The sequence below is a fragment of the Pseudomonas sp. 09C 129 genome (assembly GCF_002843625.1).
Lineage (GTDB): Bacteria > Pseudomonadota > Gammaproteobacteria > Pseudomonadales > Pseudomonadaceae > Aquipseudomonas > Aquipseudomonas chlororaphis.
This window is the reverse complement of sequence record NZ_CP025261.1, coordinates 4,451,968-4,475,268: the sequence shown is the minus strand read 5'-3', so window position 1 is coordinate 4,475,268 and position 23,301 is coordinate 4,451,968. Positions and strand designations below refer to the sequence as shown.

The following is a 23,301-nucleotide window of genomic DNA, read 5'->3' as shown; positions in this document are numbered from 1 at the left end:
GCTACGCGGGCCATGCTGCGTTAAAAACAGGCTTGCCTGACCTTCGCTCGCCGACTTTTCGTACAGACCCTAGTTCTGCAGGATCTTCTGGCCCTTGACCACCACGTTCCGGTTGGCCTTGATGTTGATGGCGCCGGAGCCGTCGATGGTGATGTCCTTGCCGCGAATCATGATGGTGCCGTCCTTCTTCATGGTGATGCTGGCCGCGCCCGTGGTCAGGGTGATGGAGTCGCCGGCGGTGAGGGAGAAGTTCTTGCCGACGTCCAGGCTGTCGTTCTGCTGGATGTTGGTGGTGCGGTTCTGGGATACGTCGCGGGATTCGTTCTGGCCGATCTGGGTGCTCTGGTTGCCGTTGATCTCGATACCTTCGTTGCCCTTGACCGTTTCGTTGCGGTTGCCGGTGATGTCGATGGTCTCGTTGCCGCCCACGTCCTCGGTGCGGTTGCTGACGATGCTGATGGTTTCGTTGGCACCGACCTTTTCCGTGCGGTCTGCGCCTATGGTGATGGTCTCGTTGTTGCCCACCTTCTCGGTGCGGTTGGCGCCGATGGTGATTTTCTCGTCGCTGCCGACATCCTCGGTACGGTTCACACCGATGGAGATGGTCTCGTTATTGCCGACCTTTTCCTTGCGATCCACGCCTATGGTGATGGTTTCGTTGTTATCGACGGTTTCGGTGCGGTCGTGTTTGACGTGCACGGTTTCGTCGTTGTCGATGGTCTTGCTGCGGTCGTGGCCGACCCAGTGGGTCTCGTCGTTCTCGACCTCGATGTCCTGGTTCTTCTCGGCGTGGATGAACAACTGCTCCGCGCCCTTTTTGTCCTCCATGCGGATTTCATTGAAGTTGGCGGGCGAGCCCTCCTTGCTCGAGCGGCTTTTCACCCCGCTCTGGGTGGCATTGGCCGGCAGCTCGTAGGGCACGGTCTGTTCGGCGTTATAGACCCGGCCAGTGATGATCGGGCGATCCGGGTCGCCTTCGAGGAAACCGACTATCACTTCCTGGCCGATCCGCGGGATCTGCACCGACCCCCAGTTCTTGCCGGCCCAGGCCTGTGACACGCGCATCCAGCAGGAGCTGTTTTCGTTGGACTGGTCGTGGCGATCCCAATAGAAATGCACCTTGACCCGGCCATACTGGTCGGTCCAGATCTCCTCGCCAGCGGGGCCTACCACCCTGGCGGTCTGCGGCCCGCGGACAATCGGCAGGGGCGTCAGGGGCAGGGGTCGGAAGGCCTGGCTGGCATCCATGCAGTCCAGTTCGCTGGTGAACTGCTCGGCCAGGTCCAGTTGCCCGCTTTCATAAAGCTCCTGGCGGATCTGGTAGCGTGCGACCACCACCAGGTATTCGCGATTCTGGTCGGCGCGTTCGTAGCCGGTCAGCTTGAACAGATGCCCGCAGCCCAGGCCACGCGCACGACCGCGCAACTGCACGCGCTCGAACTGGCTGTGAATGGCCTGGATACGGGTGCGTGCGTAATGCTCGCCATCCTTGCTCTGGACGTATTCGCCCGGGTAGTCGTAGAGCGGATGGTCGCCGTTACTGTGGCTGCGCGACACGCTGGAGCGCACTTCGAGGCTGGCGCCGGGGCGCTGGAAGTCGTAGTCGTTCAACGCCAGCGAGCCCGGCTGGACTTCCCGCGCCAGTTGCCAGTCGTAGAAGTGGTCGCGCTCGCGCATCTGCTGATCGGGCGGGTAGAAGGGCACCGAAGCGTAGTCGGCCACCGTCGAGTGGGCGCCGTAGGCGTCGGCCAGCACCAGGACATGCCGCGCTTTCTCATGGCGGAAGTAGTAGTAGATGCCTTCCTGCTCCATCAGCCGGCTGATGAAGTCGAAGCTGGTTTCGCGGTATTGCACGCAGTATTCCCACTCGCGGTAACTGCCGCTCAGGTTGTCTTCGAAATCGGAGAAACCGAGGTCGCGGAACACCTGCTTGATGATGTCCGGCACCGTCTTGTTCTGGAAAATCCGGCAGTCCGAGGTACGCGTGAGCAGCCAGAACCAGGGCCGCAGGCTGACCCGATAACCGGCGAACTGGCCGTGGCCGGTCAGTTGCCGGCAGCCGCAGGCAATGCCATGGAAGTAGCGTTTGCCGCCGCCGTGCAGCTCCAGGGTCAGGCCCATCGGCTTGCCCAGCAACTGGTCGAACTTGATCGCCCGGTCTTCGGAGGTGAGGTCCAGTTCGTAATGGAACAACCGCCCCAGCTCCTCGCTGCCTTCCATGCCCTGCAGCAGCAGGACCTCGCCACCGAGGGGGCTGTCGACCTGCACCAGGCGGGTGCTTTGCGTGATTGCCATAAACGGCTTCCTCCGGCTCGCGTTCGGGCGTCAGTCGGTCGTCTCGCCAACATGCGGGTCGAATGCGTAATGCAGCGCATTGTCCCGTTGGCTGATGCGCACGCCCGCCAGCGGCTTGCCCTCGAGCATGCGGGTGAGAAACTCCCGGCTCATATCCGGCAACAGGGTATTGGTCAGGATGGCGTCGATCATCCGTCCGCCGCTCTCGATCTCGGTGCAGCGCGAGACGATCAGGTCGACCACGCTGTCGTCGTAGGCGAAGGGCACCTTGTGCCCGCTTTCCACGCGCCGCTTGATCCGTTCCAGTTGCAGGCGGGTGATGGCTTTGAGCATCTCGTCGCTCAGCGGGTAGTAGGGGACGGTCACCAGGCGCCCAAGCAGGGCCGGCGGGAATACCTGGAGCAACGGCTCGCGCAGCGCCTTGGCGATGGCATCGGGATCGGGCAGCCGTTGCGGGTCGCGGCACAGGCTGGCGATCATCTCGGTGCCGGCATTGGTGGTGAGCAGGATCAGGCAGTTCTTGAAGTCGATCAGGCGGCCTTCGCCGTCCTCCATCACCCCCTTGTCGAACACCTGGAAGAAGATTTCGTGCACGTCCGGGTGGGCCTTCTCCACCTCGTCCAGCAACACCACGCTGTAGGGTTTGCGCCGCACCGCCTCGGTCAGCACGCCGCCTTCGCCGTAACCGACATAGCCGGGCGGGGCGCCCTTGAGGGTGGAGACGGTGTGCGCCTCCTGGAACTCGCTCATGTTGATGGTGATGATGTTCTGCTCGCCGCCGTACAGGGCCTCGGCCAGGGCCAGGGCGGTTTCGGTCTTGCCCACGCCCGAGGTGCCGGCGAGGAGGAACACGCCAATCGGTTTGCTGGGGTTGTCCAGCCCGGCGCGCGAGGTCTGGATGCGCTTGGCGATCATCGCCAGGGCATGGTCCTGGCCGATGATGCGTTTTTTCATGTGCTCGTCGAGCCTGAGCACGGTGTCGATTTCGTTGCGCGCCATGCGCCCGACCGGGATGCCGGTCCAGTCGGCGACCACCGCGGCCACCGCCTGGTAATCCACGGTGGGCAGGATCAACGGGCTTTCGCCCTGCAAGGCCGCGAGGCGGCTCTGCAGCTCGCCGAGCTTGTCGCGCAATGCCGTGCGTTCGGCTTCAGCCAGGCGCGGCGATGCAGCACCGACCTCGCCGCTGGTGTCGTCCAGCGGTTCGGCGGCGGCGCGCAGGGTGGCGCGGGTCGCCAGCAGTTCATCGACCAGGGCTTTCTCTTCGCTCCAGCGACTCTCCAGGGTCGCCAGGCGTTGGCGTTCCTCGGCGAGGGCCGCCTCTACCTCCTGCTGGCGAGTGCCGATGGCGATGCCAATGGCCTGCTCGCGGCCGATGATCGCCTGCTCGGTGCTCAGCGCCTCGATGCGTCGGCGGCTGTCGTCCACTTGCGCCGGTACCGCATGCAGGCTGATGGCGACCCGCGCGCAGGCGGTATCGAGCAGGCTCACCGATTTGTCCGGCAGCTGCCGGGCCGGAATATAACGGTGCGACAGCTTGACCGAGGCCTCCAGCGCCTCGTCGAGGATCTGCACCTTGTGGTGCTGCTCCATGGTCGAGGCGACGCCGCGCATCATCAGGATCGCCTTGGCCTCGGACGGCTCGTCGACCTGCACCACCTGGAAGCGCCGGGTCAGGGCCGGGTCCTTCTCGATGTGCTTTTTGTATTCGGCCCAGGTGGTTGCCGCCACGGTGCGCAGGGTGCCACGGGCCAGGGCCGGCTTGAGCAGGTTGGCGGCATCGCCGGTACCGGCCGCGCCGCCGGCGCCGACCAGGGTATGGGCCTCGTCGATAAACAGGATGATCGGCTTGGGCGAGGCCTGCACATCCTCGATGACCTGGCGCAGGCGCTGTTCGAACTCGCCCTTCATGCTCGCGCCGGCTTGCAGCAGGCCGACGTCCAGGGTGCGCAGTTCGACGTCCTTGAGGCTCGGCGGCACGTCGCCGGCGACGATACGCAGGGCGAAACCCTCGACCACCGCGGTCTTGCCGACCCCGGCTTCGCCGGTGAGGATGGGGTTGTTCTGCCGGCGGCGCATGAGGATGTCGACCAGTTGGCGAATCTCCTCGTCGCGCCCGACTATGGGGTCGAGTTTGCCGCTGCGGGCCTGTTCGGTGAGGTCTACGGTAAAGCGCTTGAGCGCCTCCTGCTTGCCCAGCGCGCTGGGCGCCAGGGCACCGCTCGCTTCGCCCGGCGCGGCGGTGGCGTTGAAACCGTCGCTGGCGGCCAGGCCATTTTCCGGCGAGTCGCCGAGGTACTCGTCGAAGCGCTCGATCAGGTGCTCCACCTTGATCTTGTCGAACTCGCGGGAGATGGCCGAGAGGGCGTGGCGCAGGCTCGGTGTCTTGAGCATGCCGACGACCAGGTAGGCGCTGCGCACCTGGCTCTCGCCGAACAGCAAACTGCCATAGACCCAGCCGCGCTCCGCGGCTTCCTCGACCTGCAAGGACAAGTCGGTGATCGAGGTCGAGCCGCGCGGCAGGCGGTCCAGGGCGTCGGTGATATCCCTGGACAGGCGCGCCGGGTCGAGGCTGAACTGGCGGACCAGGCGGTGCAGGTCAGAGTCCTGCAATTGCAGGAGCTGATGCAGCCAATGCACCAGTTCCACATAGGGGTTGCCGCGCAGTTTGCAGAACACAGTGGCGGCTTCGATGGCCTTGTAGGCCGGGCTGTTCAACTTGCCGAACAGCGCGGCGCGGCTGATCTCACTCATGATCGCGGCTCCTTGAGGGGGGGGTATGGCTGGCGTATTCGCGGGCCAGCAGCAGGTCGCCGGCATCCGTCGACGGGCTGCCGAGCCAGGTGTCGAAGCCCAGGCGGGTCTGGCCGTCGAGATCGATGCGCGGCACTTCCTGGTGCCGCAGCAGCAGATTGACTTCCCAATCCAGCTCCTCGCCCTGGTACTCGGCGACCCAGGCGGCCAGTTCGCCGAAGCTTTCCTGGCCGGGCAGCAGGCGGCGGTATTGCTCCAGGCTCAAAGGCCCCAGGCGGATGCGGAATTTATGCTGGCGATCCCAGACGTGGGTGCCCAGGCTCAGGTCGCTGCCGAGCGAGCAGAGCGCCACGCCCAGCTGGCTGCGCTGCGGCAACTCCAGCCACTGGCCGACGTATTCCTCGATGCTCACCGGCACGCCGAAATAGTCTTCCAGGATCGCGCGCAGGCCGTCCGGGTAGCGGGTTTGCGCCGCCAGGTGGCCGGTGAAGTGGTAACGCGCCGAGTCGGCGATCGGGCCCTGGCCGAGCAGGCTGGTCATGCCCCGCCCGGACAGCGCGGCCAGGCGCATCGACCAGTAGTCGTGGGCGGGGCGGTCATGGCTGACGGTCGGCCGCGCCTCGGCCCAGGCGCGGTAGAACAGGCATAACAGGCGGTGATTGAACACGTCGAGAAAGCGCGTGAAGCTGGCGTCGTCGTTGTTGCGCTGGCGATCGCGGGCGTATTCGGTCAGGTGCAGCGGCAGCGGGCCATTGGGCCCGGTGAGGCCGAAGAACAACTGCTCGATGCGCGGCGCGGCGCCCTCGGGGCCGGTCTCGATGCTGGCCAGGGTCGAGGGGGCGAAGCCGCAGTCGGGTTTCTGCCCCAGGCGCAGCGGGTCGTCGTGCAAGCGCAGGGAATGGCCGATGCGCGGTCGGTCGCTGGCCTCGCACTCGATGCGCCGTAGCGCCTGGAAGAAGTCGTAGGCCCAGGGCTCGTCGGCCATCCGCTCGATGCTGTGCAGCGGTTTCAGAGGTTCGGTCGACATCCGGGGTGCGCCTGCCATCGCATGATTTCGCCGCGCTCGGTGGTGCGCAGTACGGTTTCGGTGAAGCTGTTGATCGACACGTAACGGGCCAGGAAACGCTCGAACACCGCGCCCAGCAGGTACACGCCGGTGCCGCGGAAGGCGTTTTCGTCGAACTCCAGGCTGATCTCCAGGCCACGGCCAAAAACGATCGGTCCCGGCATCGGCAAGCGGCGGGTGCAGGGCGTGCTGCGCACCTGGCGCAGGCCCTCGATTTGCAACTGCAGCGCCGCATCGCCGGGGTCGCCGTACAGGCGCAGCAATTCGCGCAGCGCCGCGGCTCCCTGGCCTTGTTCGCTCAGCGACAGGTAGTTCAGCGACAGCTGGCTGATCAGCCGCCAGGCGCTGGCATCGTGCGCGCGGCTCGGCCGCGGCCGGCTTGGCCCGGCCAGGCAGCGCACGGCCAGCACCGGGGCGCTGTCTTCCAGGGTGAAATCGCTTTTGCCGGTACCCACCGGCATCAGCAGCGGCAGGTCGCGGTTGGTGCACAGGGCGCTGAGGCCGAGCTGGCGCAAGTCGTGGCGATAGGGCGCCTGGTTGACATCCACCAGCGAGACGAAGGTTTCGCTGCCGATATAGGTCGAGCGTGGCCCGCGTCGCCGTTGCTGGCTGGACAAGCGACGCGGCTCGCGGCGGACGATGTAGTAGGCCTGCTCGCGGCCATAACGCAGCGGATCGCGGATCGCATAGAACGGCTGGAACGGCTGCTCGGGGCCGCTGCCATGGCCGGTGACCTGGGTCAGGGAATGGATCTCGAAATCCAGCGGCCGGGTGCGGTCGGCGATCACCTGGTGCTCATGCACCCGCTCGTTCAGGTGAATGCGATCGGTGCGGCGTGCAAACAGGTTCACCGCCGGGGTGCAGAAGGGCACGAACTGGGTCGCCGACACCGTGCCTTCCAGGGTGCTGTCGAGGCGATCGAACAGCACCACCAGCTCCAGTTCCTGGCTGGTGCAGCGCTGCACACCGGCGCTCAGCCCGGTGAAGTCGACGAACAAAAAACGATTGGGCAGGGCGAAATATTCCTGCAGCAGGCGATACCCCTGGAAGGCCCGGGGCACCACCGGCAGCACCGCGTCCCGATCGTCGAAGCCGCGCGCCTTGAGACTCTCCAGAGGCAAACGCTCGACCCAGTCGCCATCGACGCTCTTGATAAACACCGCGCAGGCGTTGCCGAGCAGCTGCTCGTACAGACGGAAAGGTTGCTCGTCGGCGCCGTTGAGGTAGAGCGGCAGGCTGTCCAGCGCCAGGGCGTTGAACGGCAACCCGGCGCCGCAACGCAGGCGCAGGCGCAACCCGGCCTTGGCCTTGGGTTCGCTGGCAGCAAGTCGGCCGAGGGTCGCGGCCGGGTTGCCGAAGTATTCGGCATGGCTGACCTGCAACGGCCACAGCGTCACGGCATGGGCGCTACGGTACTCGCAGGCGGTCTGCTCGCCATGGCCCAGCTGGCCGCGCAGGGCGGCGTGGCGTTCGACCGTGAAGCCGCTGGTCAGCGAACCCTCGTTGGGGTCGGCGACCAGTTGGACCACCACCACCGAAGGCGTTGGTGCCAGGTAATGGGGGTAGGCGATTTCCAGCAGATTGTGGGTGAAGGTCGGGTATTCGGCGTCCAGCTTCAGGTGGACCCGCGCGCTCAGGTAGGCGAAGCCCTCCAGCAGACGCTCGACATAGGGGTCGGCGCATTCGATGCCGGACAGGGTCAGGCGGCTGGCGATCTTGGGGAACTCCTGGGCGAACTCGGCGGCGCTCTCGCGGATATGCTGCAGCTCCTGGTTGTAATACTCGAGCATGCGCGGGTTCATTGGCGTCTCCTGGCGGGCTCGGCCGGCGTCACCTTGACGTGCCCGGTTTCCAGGTCGAGGGCGGTGCTGAGCAGCAAGCGCAGGGGCACCGGCTCGGCCCACAGATCGCCCTCGATCTCGAAGCTCAGGGCGTTGTGGCTCATGTCATTGCCGTCGAGTCGCGCGCGAACCTTCAACGAGCCTTTGAGGATGCGCGGCTCAAAAGTGGCGATGGTGTCGCTGAACAAGGCTTCGATGGCCTGAACATCGACACTCGAGGCGGTGTGTCCGGCCAGGGGCGGCAGGCCGAAATTCAGCACCGAGTTGCCCGCTGGCATCTGCGCGGCCTGCTCCGGATCGAACAGCACGCAGGTGTTGAACAGCCAGGCCAGATCGCGCAGCACGCAAGCTTTCAGCTGGGTCAGCGACATGACGCGGCGCTCGGCGGCTTCTTTCGGGTTGTGCGGATCGTCGTCGGTCAGGCGATCGAGCAACGAGGGTTGCAGGCGTTCTTGCAGGGTCAGCTCGGCCATCTTCGGTTATCCCTGTCGGTGAAGCTGAGGCTGTGCCGTTCGAACAGCCCGGTTTCGCCGTTGTCGGTGGTCAACGGGCGCTGGCCGACGGCGTGCACCGGCTCCTCGGCGTTCATCGCCATCTCCTGGTTCGCAGGCTTCGCGCCGAGCCCTGGCGTGCGTTCAAGCGTCGGGTTCGAACAAGCCGATAAACATTTTCTCATCCCACTGGAAGGGCGGGCAGGCCGTCACCCGGCTCACCGCCGACGAGGCTTCCAAACCCTGCCCGGTACTGCGTATCGCCTGGATCTCGGTGCGACAATCCCGACTGGGCGAGGGCAGTTGCTCGCTGCTTTCCACCAATATCACCTGGCGTGTCCCCACCTGCTTGGTGCGCAGGGTGCCGCTGGGGTCGCGGTGGAACTGGCAAGGCCATTTCAGGCTCAGGTCGATGCCGGGTTGCTGCGGGACCAGCACACGACAGTTGCCATTGCGCTCTTCCAGCAGCAGGTCCCGGGCCAGGAAGCGCGCCTGGGTGGCGCTATCGGCCGGGTTCTGCGCACAGGCGGGCAACATCAAACCCGCCAGGCCCGCGAGGATAAGGCGAAGCAGGCGCTGACTCATGACAGCTCCCAGAACCACACCTGGGCGGAGTGGTTGGCCGGGTCGTCGTAGGTCTTGGTGAAACCGCGGCTCCACAGGTCGATATGGTCGCCGGCCGCGCGACTCTCGCCACTGCGGGTAAAGCAATCCTTGAAAAAAATGATCCCGTTCTTCTCATTGAGCTGCAGCTTGGCCTTGGCCGCATCGGTAAAGATGCTGGGCCGGCCCAGATGCTGGCGCCACAGCCAGTTCGCCAGCGACTCGGCACCGCGGGCGTGGCCGTGGCTGCAGCGCGGTTCCGAATAGGTGTGGCCATCCACGAGGATGCTTCGCTCGGCGTTGAGCGTAATGCTCAGGCGGATCGCGCATTGATTTTCCCAACCGCCATCGCAAGGCTGGCTTTCAGCCGGGTAGTTGTTCCACAGATTGATGAACGCGGGTCTGGCCATCATCGAACCTCCTGTTGCGTCGTGGCCCCTGGTACAAGCCGAGCACCCTGCGGCAGGGCTGCAGGGTGGCTGGCGTCACACCTTGACGTTTTGGCGGATATTCCAGCCGTACTTGACCGGGCCGCCGTCCTTGGAGCCGTCCTGCTTCTGCGGTTGGTAGTCGACCAGCACCTGGCCGAAATTCAGCGCGATGTTTTCGGTCAGGCGATCCGCGCCGCCGCTGCCGCCGGTGCCGATCGAGGACACCAGGACCTCCTTGAGGGTGATGGTCAGGTACTCGACCGGATCGTCGCCGCCGGCCTTGCGCACCGTCAGCTTGGCCTCGTCGTAATGCTTGCCGCTGGAGCAGGCCATCATCAGGTTGGGGGAGGATTTATCCACCCACTTGGTCAACGTCAGGTCGTGGATATTGACCTTGCCGGCACCGCCGCCACCGCCCACATGCATGTTGCCGGACTGGGCCATGGCCCAGCTCCAGGAGAGCACGTCGATCTCCTCCTTGTGGTTCTTGTCCTGGGACTCGCCCTTGACGTCGCCGATCTTGATAAACATATCAACAGCCATCATGCCTCCTTAAGTGGTTTGCACCACTGTGTGCCAGTGATTCGCCACGCTGCGTCACAGGGCACCCGCCACCACGGCGAATGCCTCCTGAGATGAATCAAACCGCCTTGGCGGATGGAAGTTTGGATACCAGCCGCAGCGATACCGTGAGCCCTTCGAGCTGGTAGTGCGGGCGCAGGTAGAACTTGGAGCTGTAGTAACCGGGGTTGCCCTCGATCTCCTCGACCACCACCTCCGCCGCGGCCAAGGGGTGCTGCGCCTTGGTGGTTTCGGTGGAGTGGGCCGGGTCGCCGTCCACGTAATTGAGAATCCAGTTCTGCAGCCAGCGCTGCATGTCGTCCTTTTCCTTGAACGAGCCGATCTTGTCGCGAACGATGCACTTCAGGTAATGGGCGAAGCGGCAGGTGGCGAACAGGTAGGGCAGGCGCGCCGCCAGGTTGGCGTTGGCGGTGGCGTCGGGGTCGTCATACTCGGCCGGCTTCTGCAGCGATTGCGCGCCGATGAAGGCGGCGAGGTCGGTGTTCTTCTTGTGCAGCAGCGGCATGAAACCGTTCTTCGCCAGCTCCGCCTCGCGCCGATCGGCGATGGCGATTTCGGTCGGGCACTTCATGTCCACCCCACCGTCGTCGGTCGGGAAGGTGTGCGTCGGCAGGTTCGGCACCTCGCCGCCGGACTCCACGCCGCGAATCCGCGAGCACCAGCCATAGAGCTTGAACGAGCGGTTGATGTTCGCCGCCATGGCATAGGCCGAGTTGGCCCAGGTGTACTTGGAACTGTCGGCGCCGTTGGTTTCCTCTTCGAAGGCGAAGGCGTCCACCGGGTCGGTCTTGGCGCCGTAGGGCAGGCGGGCGAGGAAACGCGGCATGGTCAGGCCGATGTAGCGCGAGTCCTCGGAGTCGCGCAGCGAACGCCAGGCAGCGTATTCCGGCGTGGTGAAGATCTTGGTCAGGTCGCGCGGGTTGGACAGCTCCTGCCAGGAGCCCATGCCCATCACCGTCGGCGAGGCCGCGCTGATGAAGGGCGCATGCATCGCCGCGCAGACCTTGGCCAGTTCGCCGAGCAGCTCGACGTCCGGCGACGACTGGTCGAAGTAGTAATCGCCCACCAGGCAGCCGAACGGCTCGCCGCCGAACTGGCCGTATTCCTCTTCGTACATTTTCTTGAAGATCGGGCTCTGGTCCCAGGCGGTGCCCTTGAACTTCTTCAGGGTCTTGTGCAGGTCGCCCTTGGCGATGCTCATCACGCGGATCTTCAGCTGCTCGTCGGTTTCCGTGTTGTTGACCAGGTAGCTCAAGCCGCGCCAGGCGCTTTCCAGTTGCTGGAAGTCGGGGTGATGCATGATCAGGTTGACCTGCGCGGTGAGCTTGGCATCGATCGCGGCGATGATCGATTCGATGGATTTGATCGCGTCGTTGGAGATCAGCTCGGTCTTGCTCAGGGCCTGTTCGGCCAGGGTGCGCACGGCGCTTTCCACCGCCTCGCGGGCGTGCTCGGTCTTGGGTTTGAACTCTTGCAGGAGCAAGGCGGCGAAGTCGCTCGGTGCGGTCGCGGCGTCTGCCTGGGCCTGCGGGTCTTTCATCAAGTCGGCCATGGTCTGCGTCCTCTGTCAGGCTTGCGGCTCGGGTTCGGTCGGTTTCGGCGCACTGGCCAACGCCTGCAACAGCGCCGGGTCCTTGATCACCTTCATGATCATGTCCTCGGCGCCGGTCTTGCCGTCCATGTAGGTCAGCAGGTTGGCCAGCTGGGTGCGGGCTTCGAGCAGTTGGTTGAGGGCATCGACCTTGCGCGCCACCGCGGCAGGGCTGAAGTCGTCCATGCTCTCGAACGTGATGTCCAGGCTCAGGTTGCCTTCCCCGGTCAGGGCATTGGGCACGTTGAACGCCACCCGCGGTTTCATGGCCTTGAGCCGCGAGTCGAAGTTGTCGACATCGATCTCCAGGAACTTGCGGTCGGCCACCGCCGGCAGCGGCTCGGCAGGCTTGCCGACAAGGTCGGCCATCACCCCCATGACGAAGGGCAACTGCACCTTCTTCTCCGCGCCGTAAAGCTCTACGTCGTACTCGATCTGCACCCGGGGAGCACGGTTACGGGCGATGAATTTCTGGCTGCTGGTGTTAGCCATTTTTCCTCCTGCGCTGCCTATGCGGCTGTGTTGGATGGGCATCGGTTAAGCGTTTTCACTCGGACTATTCACCCTCGGGCCCGCGCAATTTTTCGAACTGGGAAAAGCCGTCCGGAATCAGGTTGCTCACGATGGTGGCGAAATCGGCGCTGACCAGTCTCTTGGCGCGGCTCAGGAGCACCGGCACGGGGCTTGAGGGCTCGTGCCTGGCGTAATAACCGAGGATCCGGTCGAGGCTGCGCAGCACATCGTCACGGCTGCCGATCTCGCCGGCGATGCGCGGCGCGGCGGCGCCGGGGGCCGAGGACATGGCGGTATCGACAGGCTCGCCGGCCTGCGCGACAGCGCCGGGAGCGTCTGGCTGAGGGGCGTGCTCGGCGATGATTTGCACGGCATGCCGAAGCAGTTGCTTGATCGTGCCCAGGTCCGCGCCGTGGGTGGAGCCGACCCGTTCGTTGACCTCACGCTCTATGGTCAACAGCGTGCCATGGGCATCGTTCAGGGCGGCGCGGCAGGCCTCGAGCTGTTCGCCCGCGCAGTCCTGAAAGGCCGCGCCGAGCTGGTCCGGGCTGAGGCTTTCACTGGCGAAGCGCTGCAAGCCCGCGGCATTCAGCGCGGCCCGCAGGCCGACGCTGCCAAATGCCCGCGAGCTGATCAGCGGCATGCCCCAGAGCAGGTGAATGACCGGCTCGGCGTTGAGGCCGGCGAGGGCGTTGATCCTAAAGGTGGGGTCATTGTTATCTTCTGCATCCAGCTTGGGATGCAGGTCGTCCCAATACTGCGCGAGCAACTGCTGGATTAGCTGTAACCCTTGCACCAGGCCGGGCAAGCCGTGCAGGGCAATGGCGCTTTGCAGGAAGTAGTTGGCGATGCGCAGGTCTTTGCTGCGCGTGAACAGCTCGACGCAGAGGTCGCGGACCTGGCGCCATTCCGGCGGTGCGGCGGGTAACACGGCATCGCCCATCTGCCGTTCGGGTTGGCCTTGTGCCGCGCGTTCAAGCTCGAGAAAGGCGGCGTCGTACTCGAGGTCGCCGCCACAGGGGGAGTCGGGGGAAATGGTTTCCAACAAGCGCTGTACATCCACCACGGACGTGATCTCCATATCGGCCCGACAATCGGCGCCCGGTCAGGGTGAGCGCACGACTAAATCCCTTTTCCTACGGATGAGTGTTCTATCCAGAGCCACTTTCTGGCGTCATTTCTGAATTCAACAATTGACCTGAAGTTTTAGCCCAGTTCAATTGTTGTCAAGAAACTCTCCGACCAGTGGGGGAACACTGTGATGTTTGAAGATAGGCGGTCGGCGGTGGTTTTTTTAGTTTCTTTTGTTATAGGGCTTATTTGAAAAAAGCGAATATAAGCGCAGGAACTTTGAGGGCACGGAAATCTTTTAGGGGGCTATACTCGCTTTGCACTCGCTGGCATGCCCGAGCTGTTGTTATTGAGCAATACCGTACAAGGAGTTCCAATGCCGCTGCGTTTGACAATCACCAGTTATCACAAGCTGACCCCCGGCCAACGCGCGGAGTTCGAGCTTGATCGCGGTGAGCTGAAAATCGGTCGCAACCCCGAGAACGACTGGATACTTCCAGACCCGGAGCGCCTGGTGTCCGGCCAGCATTGCGTCATTCAACTGCGTGACGGCACCTACTACCTGACCGACACCAGCACCAATGGCGTACAGCTGGTGAATGCCGGCGTGCGCATGCACCGTGGCAACAGCGAACCCTTGCGCGACGGCGAACTGCTGCGCGTCGGCGAGTACGACATCCTGGTGCAGATCAACGGCGCCCCACAGATCGCCAACGGCGCGCCCGGGATGAGCGATCCCTTTACCGGCTTCGATGCGCTGATCAAGCGCCAGGCGCCCGGCGAGATGCCCGGCGCAGCGGCGGCGCCCCCCGCCAGGGTGCAGATCCATGCGGGCGGTTCGCCCCTGGACACCAAGCCTGACCTGTTCGATTTTCTCGCGTCCCCGGCCGTCCCCCCTCCGGCCCTGGCCGACCACGTGCCGCCCGAACGCCATGATTTTCGCCCGCCTGAGCCACAACGCCCGAGTGCCCCTGCGGCCAGCGAAACCGGCGCGGCACCGGCGATTCCGGCGGATTGGGACCCCTTCACCGAACTGGGGGCGGGCCCGGCGCCGGTGGCGCCGGCCACTGTGCAAGCCACCGCGCAAGCCCAGCCGCAACCATTGCCAGCGGCATCGGAGAATATTGCCGGCAGCGCACCCGAACCGGCCGTGCAACGGGCCGCGGTTGCGCCTCCGGCGCCGGCAAGCGGGGGCGACAAGGAAGAGGTCCTGGAAGCCTTTCTCAGGGGCGCGGGGCTCGAGCCATTGCGTATCGACAGAGGCGAAACCCTCGCGCAAATGGAGGCCATCGGCCGCAGCTACCGGCATATGGTCGAGGGGTTGATCGAGGTGCTGCGCGCCCGTGCCAGCCTCAAGGGTGAGTTCCGCATGGCCCAGACCATGATCCGCCCTGTGGAGAACAACCCCCTCAAATTCGCCCCCAATGTCGATGAGGCGCTGCTGTTATTGCTGCGTTCCGGCAACCAGGCCTTCATGCCGGCCGACCAGGCGATCAAGGAAAGCTTCGACGACCTGAAAGCGCATCAACTGGCCGTCATGGCGGGCGTACAAGCCTCGATCCAACACCTGCTCAAGCGTTTTCAGCCCGCGGTACTGGAAGCGCGTTTAAGTCAACCTTCGGCTATTGGCGCTTTGCTGCCCGGTAGACGTCAAGCGCAATACTGGGAGTTGTTCACGGAACTCTATGCAAGCATTTCCAGGGAGGCCGAAGATGATTTCGAGGATTTGTTCGGGCGCGAATTCAGTCGTGCCTATGAGGAACAAAATACCAAGTTGCGAAAAGGCTGAGCGCCATCGGTTAGTTGGATAAAGGCCAATGGCTATTAAATAGTGAGTTGATCTTGTTTGGCGATCGGTAGTTTCGATTTGGAATAATAAACGTCATGGAGGACGACATGCCAAAGTTCTTGTTGTTCGCAACAGTACTACTGCTGACGGCCTGTGCTTCGAGCCCGCCGCCGCCCGCTGCGCCTACTGTCGTTGTCATGCATATCCAGGCTGCTGCCGATCTGAATCTTTCGGCGGGCGGCCAGGCGACGCCGGTGCGGGTGCGTTTGTATGAGTTGAAGAGCGGTGGAGCTTTCAGTCGCGCCGACTATTTCTCCCTGGTGAATGCCACCGGCACGACCTTGTCCGCGGACCTGGTGGCGCAGGACGAATTACTGGTCCAGCCGGGTCAAAGGCTGACCCTGGAGCGCACGCTCGACGAGCAGAGCCGTTTGCTCGGCCTGGTGGTGTCCTACCGTGAACTGGACAGCGCCGTGTGGCGCCAGATGGTCAATATCCCGAGCCATGCAACCACGCCATTGACGGTTTCCCTGACAGCCAGGGCGATTAGCGCGGCAGCCACGAAACCTGCGAATTAGTCCTGTCGAGGAAGCCAGTCCATGTCCTGGAATAACCGTGTGGTGTGGTCCGAAGGAATGTTTCTGCGGCCGCAGCATCTCCAGCAACATGATCGCTATATGGAAGCCCTGATCGATGGCCGTTGCCGCCCGTTGAGCGCCGGTGGCTGGGGGTTCTCCGAGCTGCGCATCGACGAGTCCCTGCTCGGCCAGGGCAAGGTGGCGATTGTCAGCGCGCGCGGGGTGCTACCCGATGGCACGCCTTTCGACATTCCCGGCGACGATCTGCCGCCGCCGCCATTGAACGTCAACGACAACCTGCGCGATGCGCAGGTCTTCCTGGGCTTGCCGCTCAAGCGTGCCGGCAGCCGCGACACCGTGGGGGAGGGCGAAGCTCCGGGCGGTGCGCGCTATATCAGCCAGGTGCGTGAGGTGCGCGATGACAACGCCGCCTTCGAGAGCCGGGCGTCGCTGGCGATCGGCGGCAAAGCCCTGCGCCTGCTGACCGAGCGCGACGGCCTCGGCGAATATGCCTGCCTCGGTTTGCTCCGGGTGCTGGAAAAACGTGCGGACAATGCCGTGCAACTGGACGACGACTATATTGCGCCGCTGCTCGATGTGGCCGCCTCCAGCGTGCTGGCGGCCTTTCGCAGCGAGCTGCAAGGGTTGTTGCACCAGCGCGGCGAGGCTCTGGCCGGTCGGGTGGTGGCCTCGGGGGCCGGCGGCGCCTCGGAGATCGCCGACTTTCTGCTGTTGCAACTGGTCAATCGCGCCGAGCCCTTGCTCAGCCACCTGGCCCGGTTGAGTCCCTTGCACCCGCAGGACTTCTATCGCGAGGCGGTCTGCCTGGCGGGGGAGTTCGCCACCTTTTCCGCAGCCGGACGTCGCCCCAGCGACTACCCGGCCTATGCCCACGACGACCTGGCGAGCAGCTTCGCCCCGGTGATGCATGACCTGCGGCAAGCCTTGTCGATGGTCATCGATACCCGCGCCACGCCGATTCCGATCGTCGAGAAATCCTACGGCGTGCATGTGGCGATGCTGGCCGACAAGAGCTTGCTGGAGATGGCCAGCTTCGTCCTAGTGGTGCGTGCCGAGGTGCCGGCCGAAACCCTGCGCACGCATTTCCCCCAGCAGGCCAAGATCGGCTCGGTGGAACACATCCGCGACCTGGTCAATCTGCAGTTGCCCGGCATCGCCTTGCTGTCCATGCCCGTGGCGCCGCGGCAGATTCCCTATCACGCCGGTTCAAGCTATTTCGAACTGGATCGTGGCAGCGAACACTGGAAACAGTTGACCCACTCAGGGGGATTCGCCTTTCACATTGCCGGCCAGTTCCCGGGCCTGAACCTGGCCTTCTGGGCCATTCGAGGATAGTTCGTCATGCACCCGATCGATGATCCCTTCGGCAGCTCTGGCATAGGCGGCACTTCAGGCGGCGCCTCGCCGGGCGGCAACGACCATACCCTGATCATGCCGCGGCCCGGCGGGCGCTCCGTCGATGCCTCTGCCCCAAGGAAGGATGGCGCCAGCGCCGCCGATCCGCACATTGCGATGCCGGGCGCGCCGGTGGCGAGCAGCCTGGCCCAGGGCCTCAACCCGCTGGAGCGGGCGGCCGGCCCGATACTGGCGCTGCTGGCCCGCTTGCGCAGCACCCTCGCTCACCCGCAACCGGCCAGCCTGCGCGCCCAGTTGCTGGCCTACCTGCGCCAGTTCGAGGAGCAGGCGCGCGCCGCCGGCGTCGCCCAGGATGAGGTGATGCTCAGCCGTTATGTGCTCTGTACCGCGCTGGACGAGGCGGTCCTCAGCACCCCCTGGGGCAGTACCAGCGATTGGGGCAAACAGAGCCTGCTGATCACCCTGCACAACGAAGCCTGGGGCGGCGAAAAAGTCTTCCAGCTGCTCGAACACTGTCTGCAGAACCCGCAGCAGCGCCTGCACATTCTCGAGCTGCTGTACCTCTGTATCTGCCTGGGCTTCGAGGGCCGTTACCGGGTCATGAATGACGGCCGCAGCCAGCTGGAAGCCTTGCGCGAACGCACCAGCGCGACCATTCGCAGCGTGCGCGGCGAATTCGAGCGCGAGCTGTCGCCGCATTGGCGGGGGCTCAGCGTGGTGCGCGATCGCTTGTCGCAGTTCCTGCCGCCCTGGGTTGGCGTGGCCATTTGCCTGGCCGTGCTGTTGCTGCTGCTGTTCGGTTTGCGCCTGAAGCTGGCGGCCGACGCCGAGCCGGTGTTTCGCAATATCCACGCCTTGGGCGAGATCCCGGTGCAAACCATCGACCGTCCACCGCAGCAGCCCAGGTTGATCGAACGCCCGCGCCTGGCGCGCTTCCTCGCCGAGGACATCAAGGCCCAGCGCGTTGCCGTGGAGGATGCGCTGGATCGCTCGGTGGTGACCATCCGTGGCGACGAGTTGTTCGCCTCGGGCAGCGCGAGCATTTCCGAACAGTTGCAGCCCTTGCTGCTGCGCGTCGCCGATGCCCTGCGCCAGATCAAGGGCACGGTGCAGGTCACCGGGCACAGCGATAACCGACCGATCGCCACCTTGCGCTACCCCTCGAACTGGAAGCTGTCGCAGGATCGCGCGCAGCAAGTGATGGAGATCCTCGCCGCCCGCAGCGGGCAACCGGAGCGCTTCACCGCCGAAGGGCGCAGCGACGCCGAACCGGTCGCCTCCAATGACAGCGCCGCCGGACGCGCCAGGAACAGGCGCGTGGAGATCACCGTGCTAGCGGAGGGCAACCAGTGAAGGCCTTTATCAATTTCCTGGTGCGCTGGGTGGTGCCGCTGCTCGGCCTGCTCGCCCTGAGCCTGGTGATCTGGTTCCTCGGTCCGCTGATCATCGTCGCGGCCTATGAACCCCTGGCCCCGGCGGCCGTACGCTGGGCGCTGATCGGCCTGTTGTTCCTGGCCTGGATCGGGGTGCGCGTATTGCGCATCGTCCAGGCCCGGCGCAACGCCGCCAAGGTCATGCAGGGCCTGGCAGCGGTGGCGCCGGATGCGGCCAGCGTCGCCACCGCCGAAGAGCTGGCGACCCTCAAGCAACGCATGGACGAAGCGCTGCAATTGCTCAAGCGCAGCAAGCTCGGCGGTAACGAGCGGCGCAACCTTTACGAGCTGCCCTGGTACGTGATCATCGGCCCGCCGGGCTCGGGCAAGACCACCGCGCTGGTCAATTCCGGTATGCACTTTCCGCTGGCCGAACAGATGGGCAGTGGGGCGATCCGCGGAGTCGGCGGTACGCGCAACTGCGACTGGTGGTTCACCGACGAAGCGGTGCTGCTGGACACCGCCGGGCGCTACACCACCCAGGACAGCCATGCGGCGGTGGACAAGGCGGCCTGGCTGGGCTTTCTCGACCTGTTGAAGAACCAGCGCAAGCGCCGGCCGATCGATGGCGTCTTCGTCGCCATCAGCCTGTCCGACCTGCTATTGGGCAGCGAGGCCGAGCGCAGCGCCCATGCCCGGGCCATCCGCACGCGGGTGCAGGAGTTGTATGGCCAGCTCGGTGTGCGCTTCCCGATCTACGTGATGCTCACCAAGTTCGACCTGGTGCCGGGGTTCATGGAGTTCTTCGACGCGCTGAGCAAGGAAGAGCGCGCGCAGGTCTGGGGCGTCACCTTTGCCCTGGACGATGGCAAGAGTCCCCAAGGCCCGCTGGCACGTTTCGATGAGGAATTCACCGCCCTCGAGGCGCGTCTTACCGAGCGCTTGGTCGAGCGCCTGCAACAGGAGCGCGACCCCAACCGACGCGATCTGATCTACGGCTTCATCCAGCAGTTCGCGGCGTTGCGTCACAACCTGTCGTCCTTCCTCGAGGGGGTATTCAAGCCCAATCCCTATGAAGAGCGTGCGCTGTTGCGCGGGCTGTACTTCACCAGCGGCACCCAGGAAGGCAGCCCCATCGACCGTCTGATCGGCAGCATGGCGCAAAGCATGAACCTGGATCGCCAGCACCTGGCGCGCCAGACCGGCACAGGCCGCAGTTACTTCATCACCCGCCTGTTCCGCGATGTCGCCTTCGGCGAGCGCGGCCTGGTCGGCAGTAACCCCAAGGTCGAGCGCCGGCATCGCTGGATCAATCGTGGCGTACTCGCCGCCAGTGCCGTGGTCTTGCTTGCGGTGACGGCCATCTGGGTCGCCAGCTACCGCGCCAACCAGGCCTATATCGCCGAGGTGGACGCGCGCCTGGCGCCGCTCAAGGGGCAGGTCGAATCCCTCAGCCCGGCGCAGCGTGAGGTATTGGCCGTGCTGCCGCTGCTCAACGCCGTTCGCCATGTCGCCGACAATTCGCTGTCCTGGGCCGAAGGCTATGGCCTGTTCCAGGGCGACATGCTCGGCGCCGAAGCCGCCAGCGTGTACCGCAAGCTGCTGATCGCGGTGCTGGCGCCGCGTCTGCTGACCCGCATCGAGGAGCAGTTGCGCAGCGGCGGCAACACCGAGTTTCTCTACGAAGGCCTCAAGGTCTACCTGATGCTGGCCAGCGCCGAGCACTATGACGCCGATGCCATCAAGACCTGGATCAACCTCGACTGGGACCACAGCCTGCCGCGCGACCTGGTCCCGGAACAGCGCCTGGCCCTGGCCGAGCATCTCAATGCGCTGTTCGCCCACAAGCCACCGCCGGCGAGGCTGGATGAGGAACTGCTGGCCGACCTGCGTCGGCAGTTGCAACAGATGTCTGTGGCGCAGCGGGTCTACAGCCGGGTGAAACGCCAGAAGCTGCCCGAGGGCGTAGCGGATTTTCGCCTCAGCGAAGCGGCCGGGCGTGACGCCGCCCTGGTGTTCACGCGCAAGAGCGGCAAGCCGCTGAGCGATCCGTTATCCGGTTTCTATACCTACCGTGGCTACCGCCAGGCGTTCATGGTCGCCAGTCTCAGCCAGTCCGGCGCCCTGGCCGAGGAACAGTGGGTACTCGGCCGGCCATTGAACGACAACCAGGATGTCGCCAGCCTGGCTCTGGAGGTGCGTGCCCTGTACTTCCAGGATTTCCTCAACCAATGGGAAACACTGCTCGGCGATCTCGATTTCGTCACGATCAACGGCATCGCCCAGGCCGCCGATGTGCTGCGGGTGCTCTCCGGGCCAAACTCGCCACTGAAGAAACTGCTCGATGCGGTGGCCAGGGAAACCAACCTGCAACAAGAAGATCGCCTGCTGGCCGAGAAGCTCAAGGCCGCCGACGGCACCGTGGACAAACTCAAGCAGCAGCTCGGCTCGCTGGTCGGACAAGCGGCCCAGGAAGATTCGTCGGCAACCTCGCAGGTCGACCCCATCACCGCGCGCTTCGCCGAGCTCAATAGCCTGGTGACCAGCCATGGGGATGGGCCAGCGCCGATCGACGATCTGCTGGCCCAGCTCAATGAGCTTTATGTGCAGGTCAGCGCCATGAGCGGCGCCAGCGGCGAGGCCCTGCTGGGCGAGGCGAAGAACCAGGCGGTAGCCACGGCATCGCGGGTCAAGCTCGGCGCCGAGCGTCAGCCGCCACTGGTGCAGAAGCTGGTCAACTCGGTGGTCAGCGCCACCACCAGCAGCATGATGGGCAGCATCCGCACCCAGCTCAACGCGGCCTGGATCAGTGAGGTGGTGAATGTCTACCGCCAGTCCCTGGCCGGCCGTTATCCCTTGGTCAACTCCAGTTCGCGGGAGGCCACCCTGGAGGACTTCGGCAACTTCTTCGGCGTGGGCGGGGTGATGGACAACTACTTTCGCAAGTACCTGCAACCCTACGTCAACACCTCGACCAGCAACTGGCGCTGGCAGCCGGGCGCCGCGGAAAAACTCGGCATCGGCCCGGGCGTGCTGCAAACCTTCCAACGCGCCGCGGCCATTCGCGATGCCTACTTCCGCGCTGGAGGCACCCAGCCGGCGGTACGCTTCGAGCTCAAGCCCGTGGCCATGGACGCCTCTATCAGCCAGTTCCTGCTCGATCTGGACGGCCAGCAGCTCAGCTACGACCATGGCCCCAGCCGGCCGATGGCGATGCAATGGCCCAGCCCCAACAGCCTGGGGGTGGTGCGCCTGTCCGTCACGCCGCCCACCAGCGCCGGTCGTTCGGGACTGACCCTGGAGGGACCCTGGGCCTGGTTTCGCTTGCTGGAGCAGTCCGACCTGACCCAGGGCAATGCCCCGGACCGCTTTACCCTGCGGATGCGCGTCGACACTGCGAGCATCTCCTGCGAACTGCGCGCCAGCAGCGCGTTCAACCCGTTCAAGGGTCGGCTGGTGTCCGGCTTCAGCCTGCCGGAGCGCTTGTGAGCAGCCCGGGTTTCTACGGCAAGCTGGCCGGCCGCGGGGATTTCATCCACCGCGGCCTGTCGTCGACCTTTATCGAGCGCTGGGATGCCTGGCTCTCCGCCGGCATGGCCAGCAGCCAGGCGGCTCTGGGGGCGGCCTGGCTGGACGCCTACCTGGTCAGCCCGCTGTGGCGCTTTGCCGTGGCGCCGGGCCTGCTCGGCAGTGAGGCGGCGGTGGGGGTGATGATGCCCAGCGTCGACCGGGTCGGGCGCTACTTCCCGCTGACCATCGCGCTGCTGCTGGAGGCCGATACCGATCTGGGCGCGCTGGTGGCCGGCCCGGATGACTGGTTCGAGGCCGCCGAGGTCCTGTTGCTCTCGACCCTGGAGCCCGAGGCCGCTGTCGAGGCCTTCGAGGCCGCGGTGCCGGCCCTCGGTAGCCCGGTCTGTAGCACGCAGGTGCCGGGCATGCAGGCGCTGCAGGGGCAGGTGCGCTTCGCCGCCACGACTGCGGCGGCGCGCGGGGCGGTGCTGATGCAGCACGCCTGCGAGGGCGCGAGCCTCTGGTGGGGCAAGGGCTCCGGACGGGTCGCCGCTGGCCTGCTGCGTTGCCAGGGGTTGCCGGCGGCGCAGGACTTCAGCGGTTTTCTGCTGGGCGAGGGCGGCTACGCGGCGCTTGCGCAAACCGCGCAGTTCGATTTCGGGAGCTGATTTTGGAAATTAGGGACATTTCGGGAGCCAGGGCATGTCGTCAGCCGTAACGCGTTACGAATCCGCCAGTCACAGCCATGTCGGCATGGTGCGTCAGGTCAACGAGGACGCCTGCCTGGATGCGGTGCAAGCCGGCCTCTGGGTGGTGGCCGACGGCATGGGCGGGTATACGGCGGGCGATTTCGTCAGCAGCCTGATCGTCGATACGCTGCGCGCCATCCCGCCCGAGCCCGCCTTGGCGGCCTATGTCCAGGCGTTGCGGGCGGGGCTGGAGCAGGCCAACGCGGCGGTTCGCCAGGAAACCGCGCAGCGCGGTGTCGGCATCATGGGCAGCACCCTGGTGCTGCTGGCCGCCCGAGCAGACAAGGCCACCTGCCTGTGGGCCGGCGACAGCCGCCTGTATCGCCTGCGCGAGGGCCAGCTGGAGGTCATCAGCCATGACCACAGTTATGTCCAGGAGTTGCTGGACAGCAGGCTGCTCAGCGAGGATGAGGCGCGGGAGCACCCCATGGCCAACATCGTCACCCGCGCCGTGGGCACCCAGGACCGGCTGGAACTCTCGGCCGTGGACCTGGAGGTGCGTCCCGGCGACAGCTTCCTGCTGTGCAGCGACGGGCTGACCAAGACCGTCGAGGACCATGAACTGCGCGAGGTGCTGGGCAACGCGAGCCCCTATGAGGTGGTCCGCAGCCTGGTGCACCTGGGGCTGACCCGGGGCGCTCCCGACAACATTACGGCGGTAGTCGTCAATGCCCACTGAAAACGCAT

The 23,301-nt window shown here is 65.1% G+C and carries 19 protein-coding genes; 7 read left to right on the top strand and 12 right to left on the bottom strand.

From position 1 onward, the window contains the following. Positions 1 to 69: 69 nt before the first annotated feature. From CXQ81_RS20045 to tssA, 12 genes are all read right to left on the bottom strand, one after another. Entirely contained in the window at positions 70 to 2,295 is a 2,226-nt protein-coding gene (locus CXQ81_RS20045) for a type VI secretion system Vgr family protein (protein WP_009044346.1), read from the bottom strand. A 30-nt stretch (positions 2,296 to 2,325) separates the two neighbouring features. Then, the gene (gene tssH / locus CXQ81_RS20040; protein ID WP_101338321.1) at positions 2,326 to 5,049 is read right to left on the bottom strand and encodes a type VI secretion system ATPase TssH; all 2,724 of its coding nucleotides are present in this window, start codon (positions 5,047 to 5,049) and stop codon (positions 2,326 to 2,328) included. Beyond that, positions 5,042 to 6,076 carry a type VI secretion system baseplate subunit TssG gene (gene tssG, locus CXQ81_RS20035; protein ID WP_101338320.1) on the bottom strand — a complete coding sequence of 345 codons (1,035 nt, stop codon included), beginning with the start codon at positions 6,074 to 6,076 and terminating at the stop codon, positions 5,042 to 5,044. The genes tssH and tssG overlap by 8 nt, the downstream gene beginning before the upstream one ends. Continuing rightward, positions 6,058 to 7,917 (bottom strand): type VI secretion system baseplate subunit TssF, encoded by a 1,860-nt coding sequence (gene tssF / locus CXQ81_RS20030; RefSeq protein WP_101338319.1) that lies wholly within the window; start codon positions 7,915 to 7,917, stop codon positions 6,058 to 6,060. The genes tssG and tssF overlap by 19 nt, the downstream gene beginning before the upstream one ends. Then, a complete protein-coding gene (gene tssE / locus CXQ81_RS20025; protein WP_009044342.1) occupies positions 7,914 to 8,429 on the bottom strand; it encodes a type VI secretion system baseplate subunit TssE in 516 nt (171 codons plus the stop codon). The genes tssF and tssE overlap by 4 nt, the downstream gene beginning before the upstream one ends. Continuing rightward, positions 8,417 to 8,545, bottom strand: coding sequence for a hypothetical protein (locus CXQ81_RS31545; RefSeq protein ID WP_007923470.1), 129 nt, complete (start codon positions 8,543 to 8,545; stop codon positions 8,417 to 8,419). Before CXQ81_RS31545 ends, tssE begins: the two co-directional genes overlap by 13 nt. 46 nt (positions 8,546 to 8,591) lie before the next feature. Next, positions 8,592 to 9,032, bottom strand: coding sequence for a hypothetical protein (locus tag CXQ81_RS20020; RefSeq protein WP_101338318.1), 441 nt, complete (start codon positions 9,030 to 9,032; stop codon positions 8,592 to 8,594). Continuing rightward, positions 9,029 to 9,460, bottom strand: a complete 432-nt coding sequence (locus tag CXQ81_RS20015) for a type VI secretion system amidase effector protein Tae4 (RefSeq protein ID WP_037005248.1) — start codon at positions 9,458 to 9,460, stop codon at positions 9,029 to 9,031. The genes CXQ81_RS20020 and CXQ81_RS20015 overlap by 4 nt, the downstream gene beginning before the upstream one ends. A gap of 75 nt (positions 9,461 to 9,535) precedes the next feature. Next, positions 9,536 to 10,024, bottom strand: coding sequence for a type VI secretion system tube protein Hcp (locus tag CXQ81_RS20010; RefSeq protein ID WP_009044340.1), 489 nt, complete (start codon positions 10,022 to 10,024; stop codon positions 9,536 to 9,538). A 97-nt stretch (positions 10,025 to 10,121) separates the two neighbouring features. Further along, the gene (gene tssC, locus CXQ81_RS20005; RefSeq protein WP_101338317.1) at positions 10,122 to 11,615 is read right to left on the bottom strand and encodes a type VI secretion system contractile sheath large subunit; all 1,494 of its coding nucleotides are present in this window, start codon (positions 11,613 to 11,615) and stop codon (positions 10,122 to 10,124) included. A gap of 15 nt (positions 11,616 to 11,630) precedes the next feature. Next, complete coding sequence (gene tssB / locus CXQ81_RS20000) at positions 11,631 to 12,146, bottom strand: type VI secretion system contractile sheath small subunit (protein ID WP_087092181.1); 516 nt, start codon at positions 12,144 to 12,146, stop codon at positions 11,631 to 11,633. 64 nt (positions 12,147 to 12,210) lie between these two features. After that, the gene (gene tssA / locus CXQ81_RS19995; RefSeq protein WP_256593488.1) at positions 12,211 to 13,233 is read right to left on the bottom strand and encodes a type VI secretion system protein TssA; all 1,023 of its coding nucleotides are present in this window, start codon (positions 13,231 to 13,233) and stop codon (positions 12,211 to 12,213) included. 381 nt (positions 13,234 to 13,614) lie between these two features. Between tssA and tagH the strand changes: the two genes are divergently transcribed. The 7 genes from tagH (at position 13,615) to CXQ81_RS19960 (ending at position 23,293) form a co-directional block, all read left to right on the top strand. Next, a complete protein-coding gene (gene tagH / locus CXQ81_RS19990; RefSeq protein ID WP_101338316.1) occupies positions 13,615 to 15,027 on the top strand; it encodes a type VI secretion system-associated FHA domain protein TagH in 1,413 nt (470 codons plus the stop codon). Positions 15,028 to 15,134: 107 nt separating this feature from the next. Continuing rightward, complete coding sequence (tssJ, locus tag CXQ81_RS19985; RefSeq protein WP_101339447.1) at positions 15,135 to 15,605, top strand: type VI secretion system lipoprotein TssJ; 471 nt, start codon at positions 15,135 to 15,137, stop codon at positions 15,603 to 15,605. Between the two features lie 21 nt (positions 15,606 to 15,626). Beyond that, positions 15,627 to 16,961 carry a type VI secretion system baseplate subunit TssK gene (gene tssK, locus CXQ81_RS19980; RefSeq protein WP_101338315.1) on the top strand — a complete coding sequence of 445 codons (1,335 nt, stop codon included), beginning with the start codon at positions 15,627 to 15,629 and terminating at the stop codon, positions 16,959 to 16,961. Positions 16,962 to 16,967: 6 nt separating this feature from the next. Further along, positions 16,968 to 18,335 (top strand): DotU family type VI secretion system protein, encoded by a 1,368-nt coding sequence (locus CXQ81_RS19975; protein ID WP_007930440.1) that lies wholly within the window; start codon positions 16,968 to 16,970, stop codon positions 18,333 to 18,335. After that, on the top strand, positions 18,332 to 21,844 hold the full coding sequence (gene tssM, locus CXQ81_RS19970) for a type VI secretion system membrane subunit TssM (RefSeq protein ID WP_101338314.1): 3,513 nt from the start codon (positions 18,332 to 18,334) through the stop codon (positions 21,842 to 21,844). Before CXQ81_RS19975 ends, tssM begins: the two co-directional genes overlap by 4 nt. Beyond that, positions 21,841 to 22,533 (top strand): type VI secretion system-associated protein TagF, encoded by a 693-nt coding sequence (gene tagF / locus CXQ81_RS19965; RefSeq protein WP_101338313.1) that lies wholly within the window; start codon positions 21,841 to 21,843, stop codon positions 22,531 to 22,533. Before tssM ends, tagF begins: the two co-directional genes overlap by 4 nt. Positions 22,534 to 22,567: 34 nt before the next feature. Next, positions 22,568 to 23,293 carry a PP2C family serine/threonine-protein phosphatase gene (locus tag CXQ81_RS19960; protein ID WP_101338312.1) on the top strand — a complete coding sequence of 242 codons (726 nt, stop codon included), beginning with the start codon at positions 22,568 to 22,570 and terminating at the stop codon, positions 23,291 to 23,293. The last annotated feature ends 8 nt before the right edge of the window (positions 23,294 to 23,301 follow it).